At 69.6% G+C, this 19,281-nt stretch carries 16 protein-coding genes; 8 read left to right on the top strand and 8 right to left on the bottom strand.

Going from position 1 to position 19,281, the window contains the following annotated elements:
* Positions 1-117 precede the first annotated feature (117 nt).
* The 4 genes from RCR19_RS12020 to RCR19_RS12005 all read left to right on the top strand — a co-directional run bounded on the left by RCR19_RS12020 (position 118) and on the right by RCR19_RS12005 (position 4,342).
* Positions 118-1,092 carry a tetratricopeptide repeat protein gene (locus tag RCR19_RS12020; RefSeq protein ID WP_331265135.1) on the top strand — a complete coding sequence of 325 codons (975 nt, stop codon included), beginning with the start codon at positions 118-120 and terminating at the stop codon, positions 1,090-1,092.
* 621 nt (positions 1,093-1,713) lie between these two features.
* Positions 1,714-2,379, top strand: a complete 666-nt coding sequence (locus tag RCR19_RS12015; RefSeq protein ID WP_059130054.1) for a DUF6230 family protein — start codon at positions 1,714-1,716, stop codon at positions 2,377-2,379.
* Positions 2,380-2,514: 135 nt separating this feature from the next.
* Positions 2,515-3,063 (top strand): DUF6114 domain-containing protein, encoded by a 549-nt coding sequence (locus RCR19_RS12010; protein WP_331265134.1) that lies wholly within the window; start codon positions 2,515-2,517, stop codon positions 3,061-3,063.
* Positions 3,053-4,342: a hypothetical protein gene (locus RCR19_RS12005; RefSeq protein ID WP_331265133.1), complete on the top strand. Its 1,290-nt coding sequence runs from the start codon at positions 3,053-3,055 to the stop codon at positions 4,340-4,342. Before RCR19_RS12010 ends, RCR19_RS12005 begins: the two co-directional genes overlap by 11 nt.
* Positions 4,343-4,449: 107 nt before the next feature.
* Here RCR19_RS12005 and pyk read toward each other — a convergent pair whose 3' ends face one another.
* From pyk to pta, 3 genes are all read right to left on the bottom strand, one after another.
* The gene (gene pyk / locus RCR19_RS12000) at positions 4,450-5,880 is read right to left on the bottom strand and encodes a pyruvate kinase (RefSeq protein WP_331265132.1); all 1,431 of its coding nucleotides are present in this window, start codon (positions 5,878-5,880) and stop codon (positions 4,450-4,452) included.
* Between the two features lie 98 nt (positions 5,881-5,978).
* Positions 5,979-7,187: an acetate kinase gene (locus tag RCR19_RS11995; protein WP_331265131.1), complete on the bottom strand. Its 1,209-nt coding sequence runs from the start codon at positions 7,185-7,187 to the stop codon at positions 5,979-5,981.
* Positions 7,184-9,271, bottom strand: a complete 2,088-nt coding sequence (gene pta, locus RCR19_RS11990) for a phosphate acetyltransferase (protein ID WP_331265130.1) — start codon at positions 9,269-9,271, stop codon at positions 7,184-7,186. Before pta ends, RCR19_RS11995 begins: the two co-directional genes overlap by 4 nt.
* Before the next feature lie 333 nt (positions 9,272-9,604).
* Here pta and RCR19_RS11985 point away from each other — a divergent pair, with 333 nt between their 5' ends.
* The 4 genes from RCR19_RS11985 (at position 9,605) to RCR19_RS11970 (ending at position 13,330) form a co-directional block, all read left to right on the top strand.
* Positions 9,605-10,630 carry an ATP-dependent 6-phosphofructokinase gene (locus RCR19_RS11985; RefSeq protein ID WP_331265129.1) on the top strand — a complete coding sequence of 342 codons (1,026 nt, stop codon included), beginning with the start codon at positions 9,605-9,607 and terminating at the stop codon, positions 10,628-10,630.
* Between the two features lie 161 nt (positions 10,631-10,791).
* Positions 10,792-11,493, top strand: coding sequence for a VanZ family protein (locus RCR19_RS11980; RefSeq protein WP_331265128.1), 702 nt, complete (start codon positions 10,792-10,794; stop codon positions 11,491-11,493).
* Between the two features lie 69 nt (positions 11,494-11,562).
* Entirely contained in the window at positions 11,563-12,258 is a 696-nt protein-coding gene (locus RCR19_RS11975; RefSeq protein WP_331265127.1) for a response regulator transcription factor, read from the top strand.
* Positions 12,251-13,330 (top strand): HAMP domain-containing sensor histidine kinase, encoded by a 1,080-nt coding sequence (locus RCR19_RS11970; protein WP_331265126.1) that lies wholly within the window; start codon positions 12,251-12,253, stop codon positions 13,328-13,330. The genes RCR19_RS11975 and RCR19_RS11970 overlap by 8 nt, the downstream gene beginning before the upstream one ends.
* Before the next feature lie 151 nt (positions 13,331-13,481).
* Here RCR19_RS11970 and RCR19_RS11965 read toward each other — a convergent pair whose 3' ends face one another.
* The 5 genes from RCR19_RS11965 to RCR19_RS11945 all read right to left on the bottom strand — a co-directional run bounded on the left by RCR19_RS11965 (position 13,482) and on the right by RCR19_RS11945 (position 19,096).
* On the bottom strand, positions 13,482-14,321 hold the full coding sequence (locus tag RCR19_RS11965; RefSeq protein WP_331265125.1) for a carbohydrate ABC transporter permease: 840 nt from the start codon (positions 14,319-14,321) through the stop codon (positions 13,482-13,484).
* Position 14,322: 1 nt separating this feature from the next.
* A complete protein-coding gene (locus RCR19_RS11960) occupies positions 14,323-15,189 on the bottom strand; it encodes a sugar ABC transporter permease (protein ID WP_331265124.1) in 867 nt (288 codons plus the stop codon).
* Positions 15,186-16,574 (bottom strand): extracellular solute-binding protein, encoded by a 1,389-nt coding sequence (locus RCR19_RS11955; RefSeq protein WP_331265123.1) that lies wholly within the window; start codon positions 16,572-16,574, stop codon positions 15,186-15,188. The genes RCR19_RS11960 and RCR19_RS11955 overlap by 4 nt, the downstream gene beginning before the upstream one ends.
* 174 nt (positions 16,575-16,748) lie before the next feature.
* Positions 16,749-17,441 (bottom strand): response regulator, encoded by a 693-nt coding sequence (locus RCR19_RS11950; RefSeq protein ID WP_331265122.1) that lies wholly within the window; start codon positions 17,439-17,441, stop codon positions 16,749-16,751.
* Positions 17,438-19,096 (bottom strand): sensor histidine kinase, encoded by a 1,659-nt coding sequence (locus RCR19_RS11945; RefSeq protein WP_331265121.1) that lies wholly within the window; start codon positions 19,094-19,096, stop codon positions 17,438-17,440. Before RCR19_RS11945 ends, RCR19_RS11950 begins: the two co-directional genes overlap by 4 nt.
* Between the last annotated feature and the right edge of the window lie 185 nt (positions 19,097-19,281).

Below are 19,281 nucleotides of genomic sequence, written 5' to 3'. Positions count from 1 at the left end.
TGCCCGCCCGAGCGACGACCACCGGCGCCGGGTGGGGACCCGGCGCGTCCGCCACCGGCGGGGCACGTCTTTCACAGCGCTTTTCACAGCGGCGTACGGAAGGGGGAGGATGTACTCATGCAGCCACGGAACATGTCCATGAGCGGAGTCGTCGACCTCGCCGCGGTGAAGGCGGCCCAGGAGGCCAAGGCGAAGGCGGAGCAGGCGCGCGCCGAAGCGGCCCGGCAGGGCGGGGGAGGGGCGGTCTCCCCGGCCGACCTCGTTGTCGACGTAGACGAGGCGGGGTTCGAGACCGACGTCCTGCAGCGGTCGACCGAGGTGCCGGTCGTCATCGACTTCTGGGCCGAGTGGTGTCAGCCCTGCAAGCAGCTGAGCCCGATCCTCGAGCGGCTGGCCCTGGAGTACAACGGCCGGTTCGTGCTCGCCAAGATCGACGTCGACGCCAACCAGATGCTGATGCAGCAGTTCGGCGTCCAGGGGATCCCGGCCGTCTTCGCCGTCGTCGCCGGGCAGGCGCTGCCCCTCTTCCAGGGCGCCGCCCCCGAGCAGCAGATCCGCGACACCCTCGACCAGCTCGTGCAGGTGGCCGAGCAGCGCTTCGGGCTGACCGGCCTGACCGTCGACCCCGATGCGGAACCGGGCGCCGTCCCGGCGGCCGCCCCGGCCCCCGTGGGCCCCTACGACGCCACGCTCGAGGCGGCCGTGCAGGCGCTGGACGCGGGCGACTTGGGCGGGGCCATCCAGGCGTACAAGAACGTGCTGGCCGAGGATCCGGGCAACACCGAGGCCAAGCTGGGCCTCGTGCAGGCGGAGTTGCTGCAGCGGGTGCAGGATCTCGACCCGCAGAAGGTGCGCACGGAAGCGGCGGACAAGCCCGCCGACGTGGCGGCGCAGATCGCGGCCGCGGACCTGGATCTGGTCGGCGGGCACGTGGAGGACGCGTTCGGGCGGCTCGTCGAGACCGTGCGGCGCACGGCGGGCGAGGACCGGGACGCCGCGCGGCTGCGGCTGCTGGAACTCTTCGAAGTCGTCGGCGCCGAGGACCCGCGTGTCACCGCGGCGCGCAGAGCGCTTGCGAGGGCCTTGTTCTGACCAGTCGCTAAACGCCAGGGCCTGTTATGCCCAGGTGAAAGATTTGCCGACAGAGGTGCACGGCGGCCGCGCTTTACCAAATCTTGGTAATCGCGGTCGCTGTTACTTGGAGTAAGTCAGGGCCGCTGTTCTGTCGGGTTCTGTCCCTTCTTCGGATGTTTCGTCATCTCCCTTTGCGCCACGAAGAGTTGCCAGCCGATGCCCGCCCGTCGTGGTTCGGTTATCCCGCCGTTACTGCCGAGTAACGAACCCCCTTGCGGGGGAGGCGAGAATGCACCACGATCGGCGACGCTCGGTCCATCGCCGTACCCGACAACCAGCCGGGGATACGGGTGTCCGTGGGTCCCCACCGAGCAGGAGCCGGCGGCAGTGGCGTCGGCTCCTGGACAGGGGGGTCTCCGCTGAAGCGGAGCCTGTCCGGCAGGTTGTGCGTGATGCGTGTCAGGCGCGACCAGTGGTTGTCGCTCGGGGGTGATCGCCAGTGATTGGGGCGCGATTCGCGCCTCCGAGCTCGGGCGCTCTCCTTCCCGAGGACGTAGCACTTCTCCCATCCCTGCCCGGCAGAGCCGCCGACCGGTGGTGATTCGGGGTCAGGAGATGTACGTCCGAGAAGGAGGAAATATGGAGTCCCAGGTGCGTGGCGGGACCAGATGGAAGCGGTTCGCTGTGGTCATGGTGCCCAGCGTCGCCGCGACGGCAGCGATAGGCGTGGCCCTGGCGCAGGGCGCACTGGCCGCGTCGTTCAGCGTGTCGGGACAGTCGTTCAAGGTTTCGGCCGACGAGCTTCACGGCAACGGCTTCGCGCAGTACGGAGCGATCGACTCCGGCTACACGCTCTCCGGTGAGAAGACGATTCACCCGGTGGCGGTCTCGTCCTTCAAGGACGCGACGATCAAGAACCTGTGCCAGTCGGTCGTGACCCCGAACATCCCGATTCTGGGATCCGTCAGCCTGACGCTGACGGCGGGTAACAGCGACGACAAGAAGAACCAGGTCTCCGCCGACAATCTGTACATCGATGTCGCGGACCTGGAAGCCAAGGGCGGCGCCGTCTTCCATGGCATCGACATCGGTGTTGCCGCGGGCGACACGGGTGCCGACAAGGGCGGCAAGGGCCCCGGCATGAAGGGCGGCAAGGAGCAGGCCAACCCCTACGGCTTCGCTCAGCAGGCCACCGGGGCGGACCTGTACGGCGTGCAGCAGACGGCGTGGGCGACCACGGCCGGCACCTTCACCCTTCCCGGGCTGAAGATGAAGCTGCAGACGGGCACGCACGAGTGCTACTAGGCACTCGGTGACGGGCGGGGGGAGCCGACGGCGCCTCCCGCCCGTACCAATCTCCGGTCGCGATTCACACACCCCCCACATCTCCATCGCACCACACCCTCACCACAGCAACGCTGCACCTGGGAGCTGTTTTCCATGAGCGCCGAGACTCCTGCCGTATCCGGCCAGTTCACCCGCCGGAGGCTGCAGTTCCGCGCCTGGCGGGGCACCCGGCCGTTCTGGGCCGGCCTGTTCGTCATGCTCGGTGGCTTTCCGATCATGTACTTCCCGTATGCGCACTTGCAGGTCGGACACCTGACCCTGGCGATGGCCACCACCGCCGGCGCCGGCTCCCTGATCATCGGTGTGCTGCTCGTCGTCCTGGGCATCAGCCTCTGGTTCCAGAAGCACATCCGCACTTTCGCCGGTGTCGCGGCGATTCTGCTGGGTCTGGTGTCCCTTCCCGTCTCCAACTTCGGCGGATTCATCGTCGGCTTCCTGTTCGCCCTCATCGGCGGGGCGATGGCCGTGTCGTGGGCGCCGGGGAAGTCGCCGGAGCCGCAGACGGCCGAGGAGGCCGGCGGGGCACAGGGCGGCGCCCCGGAGAGCGGGTACGGCAAGACGGTGGACGGAATGGTCGCGCCGAACGATCTGTCAGGAACGAGCCCGGCCAACGGGGCGAACGGGAGGCACAGTGCCGGCTGACGAGGTGACCGACGGGACTGACGTGGACGCGTCCCGTGCGAGAACCGGGCCGCGCCACGCGGCCCCCAGGAAGCCGCTGTTCACCAGGTTCCACATGCCGGCGGGCAAGGCGATGGCCCTGGCGGCGATGCCGACGGCGGTCTTCATGGGGGTGGGGATCAACACGGCGTTCGCCCGTGCCGACGACCACTCGCCGTCCAAGAGCATGTCCGTGGACGAGTACCAGAAGTGCGTGGAGGCCCTGGACCCCCAGGACTCCAAGGACGCTTCGGCCTCGCCGTCGCCGTCCGCCTCGGCGAGCGCGTCCGAGTCGGCGGACACACCGGATCCGACGTCGTCGGCCTCCGCGGACAAGCCGTCGGACGGTACGCCGGGCAAGACCTCTTCGTCGGATTCAGGTTCCGACGACGAGGGCACGCCCAAGCCGTCCACGTCCTCCACGGGCGCGTCCGGTGGTGGTACGTCCACGCCGGACCCGTCGGCCTCCGAGGGTGGCGGCCTGCTGGGCACCATCGGGGACACCCTGTCGGGCGTCCTCGGCGGCCCCCACTCCGGTTCGAGCTCGTCGTCGAGCACGAGCCCCGCGCCGTCCGCCTCGGCCTCCGCGACGAAGGACTCGTCCTTGTCCGGTGCCGTGAAGGACACCACCAAGAAGGTGACCGACACCGTCAACGACACGGTGAAGGACACGACGGACACGGCGGGCAAGGCGGTCTCGGAGGTCACCAAGTCGGCCGACGACGCGGTGAAGTCCGTGGCGTCCGCGGCCGGCACCCCGTCCCCGGGCTCCACCGAGCTCCCGGACGACTGCGTCGCGGCCACCGACGACGAGGGCGGCGTCGAGAAGATCACGGCCCTGCCGGACGCCCCGTGGCACCTGCAGGCCAGCTCGCTGCTGCTCAAGGGTGCCGACTACCAGGGCGTCGTGAAGGTGCGCACGGCCAACGGCACCGTCAAGAAGGTCCTGAAGTACGTCATCTCCAACGGCACCGACATCGGCGACCTGCACCAGCTCGTCGACGGTCAGAAGGGCGAGACGTACCACGTCCAGGCCGCCAAGGGATCGACCTCGACGATCCGCGACGGCAAGACGGTGATGTACACCGAGAGCATCTCCGGCAATCTGCTGGGGCTGATCCCGGTGACGTTCAGCCCGGACAGCCCGCCGCCGCTGAACATCCCGATCATCTACTTCACCAACGTGAAGGTCACGCAGGCCGGCCAGTTCGGCGGCACGCTGACGGTGCCCGGCATGCACCAGTACGTCACCGGTGGCTGAGCACTCCCCAAGACCTGTCCGGGAGCCGCACAAAGAGCCGTGGCCCGGTCCCCCTTCGCGAAGGGGGACCGGGCCACGGCTCTTTGTGCGGGACGGCGCGCGCAGCGTCAGCCGCGGTGCTCCCTGCCCAGGTGGTGCACCCGGACCATGTTCGTGGTGCCGGGGACACCGGGCGGGGAGCCGGCGGTGATGACCACGATGTCTCCGTCGTCGAACCGCTTGAGCCGCGTCAGCTCCTGGTCGACCAGCTCGACCATCTCGTCGGTGCTGTTCACGAACGGCACGACGTGCGACTCCACGCCCCAGCTCAGCGCCAGCTGATTGCGGGTTGACTCGTCCGTGGTGAACGCCAGGATCGGCTGGCAGGCCCGGTAGCGGGACAGCCGGCGGGCGGTGTCCCCGGACTGGGTGAAGGCCACCAGGCCCTTGCCGCCGAGGAAGTCGGCGATCTCGGCCGCGGCGCGCGCCACCGAACCGCCCTGTGTGCGCGGCTTCTTGCCCGGCACGAGCGGCTGCAGACCCTTGGAGAGCAGTTCCTCCTCGGCCGCCTGCACGATCTTCGACATCGTCTTGACGGTCTCGACCGGGTACGCGCCCACGCTCGACTCGGCGGACAGCATGACCGCGTCGGTGCCGTCCAGGATGGCGTTGGCGACGTCGGAGGCCTCCGCGCGGGTCGGGCGGGAATTGGTGATCATCGACTCCATCATCTGAGTCGCCACGATCACCGGCTTGGCGTTGCGGCGGCACAGCTCGATGAGCCGCTTCTGCACCATCGGGACCTTCTCGAGGGGGTACTCGACGGCCAGGTCGCCGCGGGCGACCATCACGCCGTCGAACGCCATCACGACGTCCTCCATGTTGGCCACCGCCTGCGGCTTCTCCACCTTGGCGATGACCGGGACGCGCCGGCCCTCCTCGTCCATGATCCGGTGGACGTCCTTGACGTCGTTGGCGTCGCGTACGAACGACAGGGCGACCATGTCGCAGCCCATGCGCAGCGCGAACCGCAGGTCGTCGATGTCCTTCTCGGACAGCGCCGGGACGTTCACCGCCGCACCGGGCAGGTTGATGCCCTTGTGGTCGGAGATGACGCCGCCCTCGATGACCATCGTCTTCACCCGCGGGCCCTCGACGTCCAGGACCTTCAGCTCGACGTTGCCGTCGTTGATGAGGATCGGGTCGCCCTTGGAGACGTCGCCCGGCAGGCCCTTGTACGTCGTACCGCAGATGTGCTTGTCGCCCGGGACGTCCTCGGCGGTGATGGTGAACTCGTCACCGCGCACCAGCTCGACGGGACCCTCCGCGAAGGTCTCCAGGCGGATCTTCGGGCCCTGCAGATCGGCGAGGACACCGATGGCCTTGCCGGCTTCGGCGGCCGCGGAGCGGACACGGACGTACCGCGCCTCGTGCTCTTCGTGCGTGCCGTGGCTGAAGTTGAAGCGGGCCACGTTCATGCCGGCCTGGATCAGCGCTACGAGCATTTCATGGGAGTCGACCGCGGGGCCGAGCGTGCAGACGATTTTCGAACGGCGCATGGGGGCGATCCTATCGGTTTGTTTCGCTACGGAATATTCCGTCTGGCGGAAGACACAAATGGGCGGGTTCGCGCTCAGGCGAGAGCCGTCGAATAGGTTCAGCTGCCCTTTCCGACCAATGCGTAGGTCTGTGTGGCGATCTCCAGTTCCTCGTCGGTGGGCACGACGGCGACCGCCACCCGCGCGCCGGCGGGCGAGATCAGCCGCGGCCCGTCGCCGCGTACCGCGTTCAGGTCGCCGTCCACCGCGAGACCCAGTCCTTCGAGGCCCGCGACGGCAGCCTCGCGCACCGGGGCGGCGTTCTCGCCCACCCCCGCCGTGAAGGCGATCGCGTCCACCCTGCCGAGTACCGCGTAGTAGGCGCCGATGTACTTCTTCAGCCGGTGGATGTAGATGTCGAAAGCGAGCCGCGCCTGAGCGTCGCCCTCGTCGATCCGGCGCTGAATTTCCCGCATGTCGTTGTCGCCGCACAGACCGAACAAACCGCTCCTCTTGTTGAGGAGAGTGTCGATCTCGTCCATGGACATTCCGCCAACACGCTCCAAATGGAAGATGACGGCAGGATCCAGGTCACCGGAACGCGTCCCCATCACGAGCCCCTCCAGGGGTGTGAGCCCCATGGAGGTGTCCACGCACCGTCCGCCCCGGACCGCCGAGGCGGACGCACCGTTGCCCAGATGCAGCACGATGACGTTGACGTCCTCCGGCGCCCTGCCCAGCAGCCTTGCCGTCTCCCGGGACACGTAGGCGTGCGAGGTTCCGTGGAACCCGTACCGGCGGATCCGGTGCCGGTCCGCGATCTTCGTGTCGATCGCATAGCGCGCGGCCTGCTCCGGCATGGTGGTGTGGAACGCCGTGTCGAACACGGCGACCTGCGGCAGGTCCGGACGGAGCGCCATCGCCGTGCGGATACCGGTGAGATTGGCCGGGTTGTGCAGCGGTGCCACGGGGATCAGCCGCTCGATCTCGGTGAGCACGGCGTCGTCGATGACGGTGGGCTCGCTGAAGAACATGCCGCCGTGCACCACGCGGTGGCCGATGGCGGCCAGCTCGGGCGAGTCGAGGCCCAGCCCGTCCCTGGCCAGTTCCTCGGCGACCGCCTTGAGCGCCGCCTGGTGGTCCGCGATGGGGCCGTTCTGCTCACGGGTGTCGCCGGTGGCGGCCACCGTGTGCTTGATCCGCGACGTCTGCTCGCCGATGCGCTCGACGAGGCCCGTGGCCAGCCGGCTGCTGTCGCGCATGTCCAGCAACTGGTACTTCACCGACGAGGAGCCGGAGTTGAGGACGAGTACGTGGGTCGGGCTCACCGGTCTGCCTTCTCGACGGGGGTCTGGGCCTGGATCGCCGTGATGGCGACGGTGTTGACGATGTCCTGGACGAGAGCGCCCCGGGACAGGTCGTTGACGGGCTTGCGCAGCCCCTGCAGCACGGGGCCGACGGCGATCGCGCCGGCCGAGCGCTGCACGGCCTTGTAGGTGTTGTTGCCGGTGTTGAGGTCGGGGAAGATCAGCACGGACGCCTGTCCTGCGACGTCCGAGCCCGGGAGCTTGGTCGCCGCCACGCTGGGCTCGACCGCGGCGTCGTACTGGATCGGGCCCTCGATCATCAGGTCGCCGCCGCGCAGCCGCACCAGCTCGGTGGCCTCACGCACCTTGTCGACGTCGACGCCCGAGCCGGAGGTCCCGGTGGAGTACGACAGCATCGCGATCCTCGGTTCCACCCCGAACTGCCTTGCCGTGACGGCCGACTGGACGGCGATGTCGGCGAGCTGCTCGGCGTTCGGGTCGGGGTTCACGGCGCAGTCGCCGTAGACGAGCACCTTGTCCGCGAGGCACATGAAGAAGACGGAACTGACGATCTTCGCGTCAGGCTTGGTCTTGATGATCTCGAAGGCGGGCCGGATGGTGGCGGCCGTGGAGTGCACCGCCCCGGACACCATGCCGTCGGCGAGCCCTTCCTCGACCATGAGCGTGCCGAAGTAGTTCACGTCGGCGACGACGTCGTACGCCAGCTCGACCGTGACACCCCGATGCGCGCGCAGCCGGGCGTACCTCTCGGCGAAGGTGTCGCGCATCGCGGAGGTGGCGGGGTCGATCAGCTGGGCGTCACCGAGGTCGATGCCGAGGTCGGCGGCCTTCTTGCGGATCCCGTCGATCGGCCCGAGCAGCGTCAGGTCGCAGACGCCCCGGCGCAGCAGCACCTCGGCGGCGTGCAGCACGCGCTCCTCGGTGCCCTCGGGGAGCACCACCCGGCGCTTGTCGGCCCGCGCCCGCTCCAGCAGCTTGTGCTCGAACATCATCGGCGTGAGCCGGTCGCTGCTCGGGGCGGACACCCGCTGGAGCAGGTCGGCGGTGTCGACGTACCGCTCGAACAGGCCGAGCGCGCGCTCCGCCTTGCGCGGGGTGGCCGCGTTCAGCTTCCCTTCCAGGGAGAAGAGCCGGGCGGCCGTGGGGAAGCTGTTGCCGGACACGGAGAGCACCGGTGTGCCCGGGGCGAGTCGGTCGGCGAGGGAGAGGATCCCTTCGCCCGGCACCTCGTCCAGAGTGAGCAGCAGTCCGGCGATCGGCGGATTGCCCGCGCTGTGGGCGGCGAGTGAGCCGACGACCAGATCGGCGCGGTCGCCCGGCGTCACCACCAGGCAGCCCGGCGTCAGGGCGCTCAGGAGGTTGGGCAGCATGGCGCCGCCGAAGACGAAGTCGAGGACGTCGCGCGCCAGGCCCGCGTCGTCGCCGAGGACCACCCGCGCATCGAGCGCCTGGGTGATCTGCGCGACCGTCGGCGCGGAGAGGGCGGGGTCGTCGGGAAGCACGTAACAGGGGACGGGGAGCCGGGAGTCGAGCCGCTCGGCGATCTCGTCCCGGTCCTCGCCGGCCACCCGGTTGGCGACCATGGTGAGGACGTCGCAGCCCAGTCCGTCGTACGCCCGGTAGGCGTTGCGCACCTCGGCCCGTATCGACTCGGTGGTCTGGCCGCGTCCACCCACCACCGGGATCACGGACGCCCCGAACTCGTTGGCGAGCCGGGCGTTGAGGGACAGCTCGTCGGGGAGCTGGGTGTCCGCGAAGTCGGTGCCGAGGACGAGGACCACGTCGTAGTCGCGGGCCACCAGGTGGAAGCGGTCGACGAGTGTGGACACCAGCTCGTCCGTCCCCTGCTCGGCCTGGAGCGCGGACGCCTCGTGGTAGTCCATGCCGTACACCGTCGTCGGGTCCTGCGACAGCCGATAGCGGGCGCGCAGCAGCTCGAAGAGGCGGTCGGGGCCGTCGTGGACGAGCGGGCGGAACACGCCCACCCGGTCGACCTGCCGGGTCAGGAGCTCCATGACTCCCAGTTCGACGACCTGGCGGCCGTCGCCGCGGTCGATCCCGGTCACGTACACGCTGCGCGTCACGCGTGCTCTCCGTTTCGTCTCTCGTGCGGGGTGGCGGGCAGGGGCGCGGGCGGCCCTCCGGTCGTTCCGCGCCCTCTCCTGCGGCCGGGGCCGAGGCGGGCGTCACTGACCGGCTCTGCATGATTTTGTGAGGTTCTGCGGCACGCGACTGTCGTCCATGGGGGGTCGGCAGAACCCTCTTGACAATACCCCTGAGGCTGGATAAGGCGCCCGTCAGCATCCCGGGATCAAGGGCTCGGCGCAAGACGGGGTGCGGGCGCGGCACCCGTCTGTGTGCCGTGAAACAATCGGATTGGCTCACCGGAATCAACAGCGAGCAGGAGACACAGCACGATGCGCATCGGAGTACTCACCGCAGGCGGCGACTGCCCGGGCCTGAACGCAGTGATCCGGTCGATCGTGCACCGGGCGGTGGCGCAGTACGGCGACGAGGTGATCGGCTTCGACGACGGCTACCGCGGTCTGCTCGACGGTCACTACCGCACGCTGGACCTCGACGCGGTCAGCGGCATCCTGGCGCTCGGCGGCACCATCCTCGGCTCCTCGCGGCTGCAGCGCGACCGCCTGCGCGAGGCCTGCGAGAACGCGTCCGACATGATCCGCGACTTCGGCATCGACGCCCTGATCCCGATCGGCGGCGAGGGCACGCTGACGGCGGCGCGCATGCTCTCGGACGCGGGCCTGCCGGTCGTCGGCGTGCCCAAGACGATCGACAACGACATCTCCTCGACGGACCGCACCTTCGGTTTCGACACGGCGGTGACCGTGGCCACCGAGGCGATGGACCGCCTGAAGACCACGGCCGAGTCCCACCAGCGCGTGATGGTCGTGGAGGTCATGGGCCGCCACGCCGGCTGGATCGCGCTGGAGTCGGGCATGGCGGCGGGCGCCCACGGCATCTGCCTCCCCGAGCGCCCCTTCGACCCCGCCGACCTGGTCAAGATGGTCGAGGAGCGCTTCGCCCGCGGCAAGAAGTTCGCGGTGGTCTGCGTCGCCGAGGGCGCGCACCCCGCCGACGGCACCATGGACTACGGCAAGGGCGAGATCGACCAGTACGGACACGAGCGCTTCCAGGGCATCGGCACGGCCCTCGCGTACGAGCTGGAGAGGCGGCTCGGCAAGGAGGCCAAGCCGGTCATCCTCGGCCATGTCCAGCGCGGTGGTACGCCGACCGCGTACGACCGGGTGCTCGCGACCCGCTTCGGCTGGCACGCGGTCGAGGCGGCGCACCGCGGGGAGTTCGGCAGGATGACGGCGCTGCGGGGCACGGACGTGATGATGGTGCCGCTCGCGGAGGCGGTCACCGAGCTGAAGACGGTGCCGAAGGACCGGATGGACGAGGCGGAGTCGGTCTTCTAGGAGCCGGTCCTCGGGTTCTCCCACGACCGCCGCGCCCGTTGATCACCGGCGGCGGGACGGTCTCGCTTGCGCCGGTTCCCCGGTGCCGGGGACCGCGTGTATCGGTGGCGTATCAAAAATCGCATACGCCACCGCAACGGCCATGCGTCTGCGATGGGGGCATGAACCACAACGCATCCCCGTCGGCGCCGCCCCGCCGGATCCTGCTCCTCGGCCTTGCGATCCTCGGTACCGGGAGCGCCGTGTTCGTCGTGCGGCGGCCGCTCATGATGTCCGCCCCGATGTGCATGACCGGGCGGTGGCACGGCTGCTTCGGCACGTTCAACGGTGTGGTGCTCATGACGCTCGTCGCACTGCCGTTGGCCGCGCTGGTGGTGTGGGCTCTGGCGCACGTCCGGCGCGCCGCCGGTGTCCCGCCGGCGAGGGCATGGCGTACGTCACTGGCCGAGGTGGGCATGGTCCACGGGACGGTGCCGCTCGTATGGCTGACGATGATGCCGGGCGCCGGTCCCGGTGTCGCTCCCCGTCGGGTGAGCCTGGTACCGCTGCGGGACCTGGTCACGATGGGTCCGCTCGGGATCGTCGGCAATCTGCTGGTCTTCGCGGCGCTGGGGTTCTTCGCCCCGATGCGGTTCGCGGCCCTGGCGTCCGTGCCGAGGGTCCTGGCGCTCGGGGCCGGCTGCTCGGTCCTGGTCGAGACCGCGCAGTACGTCCTGTGGCTGGACCGGGTGTCCTCCGTGGACGACGTACTGGTCAACGCCGCCGGCGCCGTGCTGGCCGCGTCGGCGTCGCGCCGCTGGTGGCGCACGGCGGCGCAAGCGGCGTCGGACGAGCCTCGGCCCGCGCCGGCGGCGGCCGTCTGACCCCGCGTGCCCGGTGTGCACACGTCTTCGCATACGGCGGCGATATGTGCGAGTGCCTAGGCTTCGGACATGCGCGTACTGATCGTGGAGGACGAGCCCTACCTGGCCGAAGCCGTCCGTGACGGTCTGCGTCTGGAGGCGATCGCCGCCGACATCGCCGGCGACGGCGACTCCGCCCTGGAACTGCTCAGCGTCAACTCCTACGACCTCGCGGTCCTCGACCGGGACATCCCCGGCCCCTCCGGTGACGAGGTCGCCCGGCGCATCGTCGCCTCCGGCAGCGGCATCCCGATCCTCATGCTCACCGCCGCCGACCGGATCGACGACAAGGCCTCCGGGTTCGAGCTCGGCGCCGACGACTACCTCACCAAACCGTTCGAGCTGCGGGAGCTCGTCCTGCGGCTGAGGGCGCTCGACCGCAGACGCGGGTACGCCCGGCCCCCGGTCCGCGAGATCGCGGGCCTGCGGCTCGATCCCTTCCGCCGGGAGGTCTTCCGCGACGGACGCCATGTCGCGCTCACCCGCAAACAGTTCGCCGTGCTCGAGGTCCTGGTCGCCGCCGAGGGCGGGGTCATCAGCGCCGAAGAGCTGCTGGGACGGGCCTGGGACGAGAACGCCAACCCCTTCACCAACGCCGTCCGCATCACCGTCTCCGCACTGCGCAAACGGCTCGGCGAACCATGGATCATCACCACGGTGCCGGGCGTCGGCTACCGCATCGACACCGGGCCCGGCACCACTCGCCCCGGCACTGCGCATGCCTAGGCGCCCGGGGCTCAGCGTCCGGCTGAAACTCACCGTCAGCTACGCCGGGTTCCTCGCCGTCGCCGGTGCCCTGCTGATGGGCGTCGTGTGGGCGTTCCTGCTGCGTTATGTCCCCGACACGTCCAGGGGCCTTCTGGGGATCTCGCCCAACCGCTATCTCCTTGTGCACACCTTCGCCCCCGCCGCGGCCGTGGCGATGGCGTTCCTGCTGCTGTTCGGCCTGGTCGGGGGATGGATCCTCGCCGGCCGGATGCTCGCACCGCTCACACAGATCACGGATGCGGCGCGGACGGCCGGGAACGGATCGCTGTCCCACCGGATCCGGATGAAGGGCCGTCAGGACGAATTCCGCGAACTCTCCGACGCGTTCGACTCGATGCTCGAACAACTGGAGTCGCACGTCGACGAGCAGCGGAGATTCGCCGCGAACGCCTCCCACGAACTGCGCACCCCGCTGGCCATCTCGCGGACGCTCCTCGACGTCGCCCGCAAGGACCCCACACAGGACCGGGGCGAACTCATCAGCCGCCTGCAGGCTGTCAACACGCGCGCGATCGACCTCACCGAGGCCCTGCTGCTGCTCAGCCGCAGCGACCGCGGGAACTTCGTCCGCGAGAGCGTCGACCTCTCCCTCGTCGTCGAAGAGGCTGCCGAAACCCTGCTCCAGCTCGCCGAACGGCGCGGGATCACGCTCGACGTCACCGGCCGGGCGACACGGACCAGCGGCTCGGCGGAGCTCCTGCTGCGGATGGTGACGAACCTCGTCCAGAACGCCATCGTCCACAACCTCCCCGACGGCGGCACGGTGACGGTCCACACGGAGGCGCACGGCGGCACGAGCGTGCTGCGGGTGGAGAACACGGGCCGTCGGCTCCCACCGGAACTGGTGTCGACCCTCATCGAACCCTTCCAGCGCGGAACGGAACGCGTACGCACCGACGAACACCCCGGCGTGGGCCTCGGCCTGGCCATCGTGCACAGCATCGTCCGCGCCCACGACGGGACCCTCGAGCTCGCCGCGCGCCCCGCCGGCGGTCTTCTCGTCACGGTCCGGCTGCCCGGTACGCCGTAGGCGTCGTCCCGGAGCGGCCCCCCTGAGTTTCCGGAACCCGCCGTCCTGCGCAAGGGGTTCGCGCTCGTGCCGACCGCCGGGGAGATCACGGACCGACTGACCGCGCCCCCGGCCGCGTCAGCCGGCGAGGGCCGCCGCCCGCCCCTCGTGCTCACCCCTTGACGGCCCCGCCCAGTGCGAATCCGCCGCCGAGGCGCCGTGCGACGAGCACGTACAACAGGATCACCGGCGTCGAGTAGATGACGGAGAACGCTGCCAGCTGGCCGTACGCCACCATTCCCCGGTTGCCGAAGAACTCGTTGATGCTCACCGACGCCGGCATCTGGTCCGGGGTCAGCAGCAGCATGAAGGGCACGAAGAAGTTGCCCCACATCGTCACGAACGAGAACACCGTCACCACCGCCACCCCCGGACCCATCAGCGGCAGCACGATCCGCACGAGCGACTGCATCGGCGACGCGCCGTCCGTCCACGCCGCCTCCTCCAGCTCCTTCGGCACTCCGTCCATGAAGTTCTTCATCAGCCAGATGGAGAATGGCAGTTGCGAAGCGGCGAAGAACAGGATCGTGCCCTGCATCGTGTCGATCAGATCGACCTGCACGAACAACGCGTAGACCGGGACCATGATCGCCGTGATCGGCAGGCTGGTCGCGAACAGGATCGTCAGCAGGAAAGGCCGGTTCAGCCGGGACCTGAAGCGCGACAGCGGGTACGCGGCGAGGGCCGCGCACACCACGGTCAGCAGCGTCCCCCCGCCGCACAGGATCAGGCTGTTGAGCAGCGGTGTGAAGGTGATGTCGGGTTTGAGGATGGCGTCGAAGTTGTCCAGGGTGATGCCGTCGGGGGCCTTCACCCGCAGGTCCGCCTGCGGGTCCACCGAGGAGAGGATCACCCACACGAGGGGCAGCGCGAACGCGGCGGCCGCCACCAGCAGACCGGTGTCGGCCGCCAGACGGCGCCCCGTACGGCGGGTCGCGAGCGTGGACGCCACCTCACACCTCCGTTCGCAACAGTCGCATGTACATGACCGAGAACACCGAACCGACGAGCAGCAGCAGCAGCGCCACCGCCGTTCCGTACCCGATCATGCTGTTCTGGAAGGCCTGTTCGTACATGAACAGGGGGAGGGTCTGGCTCTTGTTGCCGGGCCCGCCCCTCGTCATCACCCAGATCAGCCCGAAGACCGAGAGTGTCTGGAGCGTGTTCAGCATCAGGTTCGTGCCGATGGACCGGCGGATCATCGGCAGCGTGATGTGCCACAGCCGGCGGGGTCCGCCCGCGCCGTCCACCTCGGCCGCCTCCGTGATCTCCTTCGGGATCTCGTTCAGGGCCGCCGAGTAGACCAGCATGGAGAACGCCGTCCCCCGCCAGACGTTCGCGAACGAGACGGCCAGGATCGGCAGGGTGTAGAGCCAGTTCTGGGACGGGAGGTGCAGCGCGTCGAGGATCGCGTTCAGGGTGCCCTCCTTGCGGAAGAAGGCGTAGAGCAGAAAGCCCGCCACCACCTCCGGCAGCACCCAGGCCGTGATCACGACCCCGCCCGTCAGAGTGCGCACCGGCTTCGACGCCCGTTGCATCAGTGCCGCCAGGGCGAGCCCCAGCGTGTTCTGGCCGACCAGAGAGGACACCACGGTGAAAACGAGCGTCAGCCAGACGGCGTTGAGGAAGGCCTCGTCCCCGGACGCCGTACGGAAGTTGGCGAAGCCGACGAAGGACGAGTGCGCCTGGCCCGTGAGTTGCAGGTCCGTGAAGGCGATGTACGCGCAGTAGGCGATCGGGCCCGCCAGGAAGAGCAGCAGCAGGACCACGGCGGGGGCCACCGGCAGCGCACGGGCCAGGGAACGGCGCGGATCGCTCACTTCTGTACCACTTGGTTGTCGGTCGCCGCCTTGAGCGCCTCGTCGTAGTCGCTCGCCGCCTTGTCCACCGAGGCGTCACCCGTCGTCACGCTCTCCATGGCCTCCTGGATCGCGGTGGACACCTTCGGGTACGCCGGATAGGCCGGGCGGTAGTGGGTGCTGCTCACCAGGTCCGTGAAGAACTTGATCCCGGGCTGCGCCTTCACGTACGCGGGGTCGGACGCCACGTCCTTGCGGACCGCGATGCCGGAGTTGGCGATGTACCACTTCTGCGCGTTGGCCTTGGTCTGCATCGTCCGGATGAACTTGAAGGCCAGGTCCGGGTTGCCCGCCTTGGCGGGGATCGACCAGGTCCAGCCGCCGGACATGCTCACCTTGCCGGGGGCCTGGCCGTGCTGGGTGGGCATGTAGGCGAGGCCCAGCTCCTTCGACCACTCGGGCCATTCGTGGCCGCTGCCCTGCAGCCAGTCCTGCGGGAGCCAGGAGCCGTCGAGGTCGATGGCGAGCTTGCCCTTGGGAAGCAGCTCACCGCGCACGATCGTCTGGATGTTGGGGTCGAGGGCCTGGGAGACGTCCGTGCCCAGCTTCTCCTGGTACACGGTGTGGACGAATCCGAGGGCGTCCTTGAAGCCCTGGCCGCCGGCGACCCACTTCTTGGTCCCCTTGTCGTACAGGGGGTCCGACGTGCCGTCGCCCGTCCCGTACAGGAGCATCTCGAAGCCCTGCATCGTGGCGGCCTCACCGGCGGGCTTGCCGGTGTAGACGTTGAGGGGGGTGACGCCGGGGACCTTCTCCTTGACCGTGCGGGCGGCGGCGAGGACGTCGTCCCAGGTCTTCGGCTGCCAGTCGGCGGGCAGTCCGGCCTTCTCGAAGATGCCCTTGTCGAACCAGAGCCCACGGGTGTCGGTGCCGTCCGGGACTCCGTACGTCTTCCCGTCCTCGGCCTTGGCCGCGGCCTTCGCCGTGTCGATGAACTGGTCCCAGTCCTTCCACTTGGCGAGGTAGGGGTCGAGGGGTTTGAGGTAGCCGCTGGTGATGTCCGAGTTGATGAGGAAGGTGTCCTCGTAGACGAGATCGGGAGCCGTCTTCGGCGAGCGCAGCATCTGCTGGAGCTTGGTGTAGTACTCCGAGTCGGGGGCCTTGATGGGGACGAGCTCGACCTTCTTGCCGGGGTTCTCCTTCTCGAACTGCTTCTTGATGCCGGCGAGATAGTCGTCCATCACATGGATCGAGTTGTCCGTCGACTGTTTGAAGGAGATCTTCACCGTGTCCGGGTCGCTGCCGGACCCGCTGCCGCACGCCGTGAGCGTGGGAGCGGCGAGGGAGACGGCGAGGAGTGCGGTGAGTACGGAAGTGGAACGGAAGCGGGCGGCGGTGGGGCGCACGGGCACGACCTCCTACTGGCCTACATCGTTGTCGGCCGGGACGACTGCCGTGTGAAGGTAAGAGGAGTGGTCTCGTCAGGTCAATGAGTGTGCGGGGGATACTTCGCCCGTGACCTGCGCTCCGGTTGCGGCGGCACCCCGCGGCGCCCGTCCGCCCTTCGAACTCCCCTTCCATCAACGGGACTTCTCGGCCCCCCGCACCCATCGGTAGACCAACTCGGGCCGCCCCACCTGACCGTAGAGCGGACTGCGTCCGGCGCGCCCCGCCTCCACGAGGTGTTCGAGATACCGGCGGGCCGTGATCCGTGAGATCCCCACGCTCTCGGCGACCCCCGCGGCGGTGAGTCCCTCCTCACGCTCCCGCAGCACGCTCGTCACCCGCTCCAGCGTCGGAGCGCTCAGCCCCTTGGGCAGCGCCGCCGGCCCCGGCGCCCGCAGCGTCGCCAGGGCCCGGTCCACCTCGTCCTGCCCGCTCGCCTCGCCCGCCGCCTCGCGGAACTCCGCGTAGCGCACAAGACGGTCCCGCAGCGTTGCGAAAGTGAACGGCTTCAGCACGTACTGGACCACCCCCAGCGAGACCCCTTCCCGCACCACGGCCAGATCGCGTGCCGATGTGACGGCTATGACGTCCGCCTGGTATCCGGCGGCCCGCAGCGAGCGCGCCAGCTGCAGTCCGTGCACATCCGGCAGATGCAGGTCGAGCAGCAGCAGATCCACCCGTGTACGGTCGAGCAGCCGCCGTGCCTCCGCGCCGGTGTGCGCGGTGCCGACCGCCGTGAAGCCCGGGACCCGGCCGACGTACATGATGTGCGCGTCGGCGGCCACCGGGTCGTCCTCGACGACCAGGACGCGGATCGGCTCGGTCATGCGACACCTCCTGACAGGGCGGCCCCGGCCTCCGGCACCGCCGGAGCGTGCACCCTCACCGTGGGCAGGGGCACCCGCACCGCGAACTCGGCCCCGCCTGCGGCCGCCTGCGACACGGTCAGTGTGCCCTCGTGCCGGCGGACGGTCTGACGGACCAGGGCGAGGCCCAGCCCACGGCCGCCGGAGGCGGTCGCGGGCTTGGTCGACCAGCCGCGCTCGAACACCGCCTCCATGTGCGACGGATCCACGCCCGCGCCCGTGTCGCAGACGCGCAGAACCAGGCCGGAGTCGTCGGTGCACGCCGTCACGGTGACCCGGGCGCCCGTCGTGCCCTGAGCGGCGTCCATGGCGTTGTCGATCAGGTTGCCGAGGATCGTCACCAGATCCCGGGCGGGGAGGGACGGCGGCAGCAGACCGTCGTCGATCCGGCTGTCGTCCGACACCACCAGCTCCACACCCCGCTCGTTGGCCTGCGCAGCCTTGCCCAGCAGCAGGGCCGCCAGGACCGGTTCGTTCACGGCTGCGACGACCTGGTCCGTCAGGGCCTGGGCCAGTTCCAGCTCGGCCGTGGCGAAGTCGACGGCCTCGTCGGCGCGGCCCAGCTCGATCAGCGAGACGACGGCGTGCAGCCGGTTCGCCGCCTCGTGCGCCTGGGAGCGCAGCGCCTGGGTGAAGCCGCGTTCCGAGTCCAGCTCGCCCGTCAGGGACTGGAGTTCGGTGACATCGCGCAGGGTGACCACCGTGCCGCGCCGCTCGCCGCCGGAGACCGGGGAGGTGTTCACGACCAGGACACGGGTGGCGGTCAGATGGACCTCGTCCACCCGGGGCTCGGAGGACAGCAGCGCCCCCGTCAGCCGGGCCGGCAGACCCAGCTCCGCCACCGAGCGGCCCACCACCTCGCCGCTCACCCCGAGCAGTTCCCGGCCGCCGTCGTTGATCAGCGCCACCTGGAACCGGCCGTCCAGCATCAGCAGGCCCTCGCGCACGGCGTGCAGTGCCGCCTGGTGGTAGTCGTGCATCCGGCTCAACTCGGTCGCGTTCAGGCCGTGGGTGGAGCGGCGCAGCCGCGCGTTGATCACATAGGTGCCGATCGCACCCAGCGCGAGGGCGCCGCCCGCGACACCGAGCAGGGTCGTCACCTGTTCCTGGACCCGTGCCGTGACGGTGTCGACCTTGATCCCGGCGCTCACCAGGCCGACGATCCGGCCGTCGTCGTGGATGGGCGTGACGGCGCGCACCGAAGACCCCAGCGTGCCGGTGTAGGTCTCGGTGAACGACTCGCCCGCCAGCGCGCGGGCCGTGTGGCCGAGGAAGTGCTCGCCGATCCTCGCGGGATCCCGGTGCGTCCAGCGGATCCCGCGCGGGTTCATGATCGTGACGAAGTCGACGCCGGTGTGCTGCTGGACCTCGGTCGCGAACGGCTGGAGCGTGCTCGTGGGGTCGGGGGTGCGGATCGCCGCGCGGACGGACGGGGCGTCCGCTACCGAGCGGGCCACGGCCATCGCCTGGCGGCCGGCCGCGTCCTGGGCCTGGCCGCGGTCGCTGAGGTAGGTGAAGGTGGCGTACCCCGCGACGAGCACCGCGATCAGCACGGCCTGCATCGCGAACAGCTGGCCGGCGAGGCTGCGGGGGCTCGGGAGGGTGGGGACGCGCATGCGTTCAGTCTGCCTTGCGGCTCCAGCTCTCCATATAAGCGTGAACTAAATGAACGGAAGGGTGACCGCCGTCACAGGGCGGGAGATAGTCACCGCATCGCCGGGGAGCACGCCGCCCCTCGGTCAGCGGGAGCACATCTCCCGTTTCCCCCGGACGTGAGCCGCACGCCGGAAGATCCGACGAC

The sequence above is a fragment of the Streptomyces sp. WAC07094 genome (genome assembly GCF_036320405.1).
GTDB classification, from domain to species: Bacteria; Actinomycetota; Actinomycetes; order Streptomycetales; family Streptomycetaceae; genus Streptomyces; species Streptomyces lannensis.
This window is presented reverse-complemented; position numbering and strand designations above follow the sequence as displayed.